Here is a 796-nt window from a genome sequence, read left to right on the forward strand (position 1 = left end):
GGCGAACCAGGCCACCGCCCGGCGCAGCACGCCGATCGCGGTGGCGCCGGTTTCGTCGTCGTGGATCTCGGCGTAGGCGACCCGGCTGTGGTCGTCGATCACGGTGTGCACGAACGCCGTGCCCATCTTCGGGTTGGAGTGTCGGTTGCGCGGCTTGCCGGGCGTGGCCGCCCGGTGGCGGCCGCCCTGTTGCCGGCCGACGTAGCGCCACCCGCCGCCATCGGGGATGTTGCCCAACTTCTTCACATCGACGTGCAACAGCGACCCGGGACGCTCGTGCTCGTAGCGGCGGACCCGCTCGCCGGTGCGCCGGTCGATGTGGGAGAGCCGGTTGATCCGGCAGCGGCGCAGCACCGCGTAGACCGTCGAGGCCGGCACCCCGAGGCGGGCGGCGATCTCCACCGGCCCCAGCCGCTGATGCCAGCGCAGATGCACGATCCGCCGCACCAGCGGCCGCGGGGTACGACGGGGGCAGCTGTGCGGGCGGGAGCTGCGGTCGGCCATGCCTGCCGGCCCGGCCTGGCGGTAGCGGACCGCCCATTTCTTCGCGGTGGGCCAAGCGACCTGGAACATCGCCGCGGCGTAGGCGATCGACCAGCCGTCCTCGACCACGGCACGACCCAGACGCAGACGCTGGCGTGGAGTCAGAGCGGCATTAGCGTGGGACACGAGGACCTCCGGTTCGTGTGTGGATGCCTTGAGCAGCTCCACTCCACGACCGGAGGTCCTCCTTGCACAAGATCCTCAGTCAGATCCCGTGATCACACGTCCTCGACCAACGTCTCTGGGCAGTACA

At 70.5% G+C, this 796-nt stretch carries 1 protein-coding gene; it reads right to left on the reverse strand.

What is annotated here, in order from left to right:
* Window positions 1-669: helix-turn-helix domain-containing protein (locus A6V29_RS18800; protein WP_170977962.1), on the reverse strand; the 669-nt coding region annotated here is incomplete at its 3' end.
* Between the last annotated feature and the right edge of the window lie 127 nt (window positions 670-796).

This window comes from Blastococcus sp. CCUG 61487, from assembly GCF_005222955.1.
Taxonomy (GTDB): Bacteria; Actinomycetota; Actinomycetes; order Mycobacteriales; family Geodermatophilaceae; genus Blastococcus.